The 1008-nt window shown below is 56.4% G+C and carries 1 protein-coding gene; it reads left to right on the forward strand.

Annotation, left to right across the window (positions count from 1 at the left end):
* A partial coding sequence (locus tag A3730_RS24350) for a translocation/assembly module TamB domain-containing protein (protein ID WP_197477613.1) occupies positions 1–723 on the forward strand: 723 nt, incomplete at its 5' end.
* Positions 724–1008: the final 285 nt, after the last annotated feature.

Consider the following 1008-nt stretch of genomic DNA (forward strand, 5'->3'; position numbering starts at 1 on the left):
AGCCAACTGCCACTGGGCATGGATGTGACCCTGACACTAGGCGACAAGGTTCACTTCAAGGGTTTCGGGCTCGACGCCATGCTCGGCGGCACCCTGCAGGTTGAGCAGAAACCCCAGCGGCCACCGCAACTCAATGGCGAGCTGGTGATTCGTGAAGGGCGTTACCGGGCTTACGGGCAGAATCTGGCCATCAGCGACGGCCAGCTAATATTCCAGGGGCCACCGGACAACCCCGGCCTGGATATTCGCGCCATCCGAAAAATCCCCAGCGAAGGCGTAGTGGTGGGTGTGCAGTTAAGTGGCACCCTGCAAGAACCCAGTGCATCTCTGTTTTCCGATCCCGGCATGGAACAAAGCCAGGCCATGTCTTACCTGCTCACCGGGCGCCCACTGGAAAGTGGCTCCAAGAGCGAGGGCAACCAAATTGCCCAGGCCCTGGCGTTATACGGGCTGGAAAAAGGCAGCGGTGTTACCGAAAAAATCGGCGATAAACTCGGTGTGGATGACATCAGCGTGGGTAGCGACTGGGAAAGCGACGACGCGGCACTGATGCTCGGCAAACAGCTGTCCGAACGGTTGTATCTCACCTACGCGGTGGGCCTGTTCGACGCCATTTCCACCGTCATCCTGCGCTATACCCTGACTCGCAGCCTGCACCTTGAGGCCCGCTCCAGCAGTGAATCGAACAGCATCGATCTAATCTGGGAAAAAGAGTTGAGGTAAAAGAACGCGGGAAGCTACAAGCATCAAGCTGCAACGCGGGTTGGGACAGTGCCACACCGTGACCGCCCTGCCCGCGAAACTCTGTTGAAAGTTCAAAGTGAAAAGTTGAAAAGGGAAACAGAAACAATCTTTGAAGATTGGTGCCTGTGATGATACGCCGCTACGGCTCCACACTAGCCACCAAACTCCTGCAAAACAGCGCGGTGATAACGTTCGTCCTGCGACAATCCATCCACACCGCGCTTTTCAACTTTCAACTCGATCCTTTCAACTACTCGGCAACGC

It is taken from the genome of Alcanivorax sp. HI0044, from assembly GCF_001634945.1.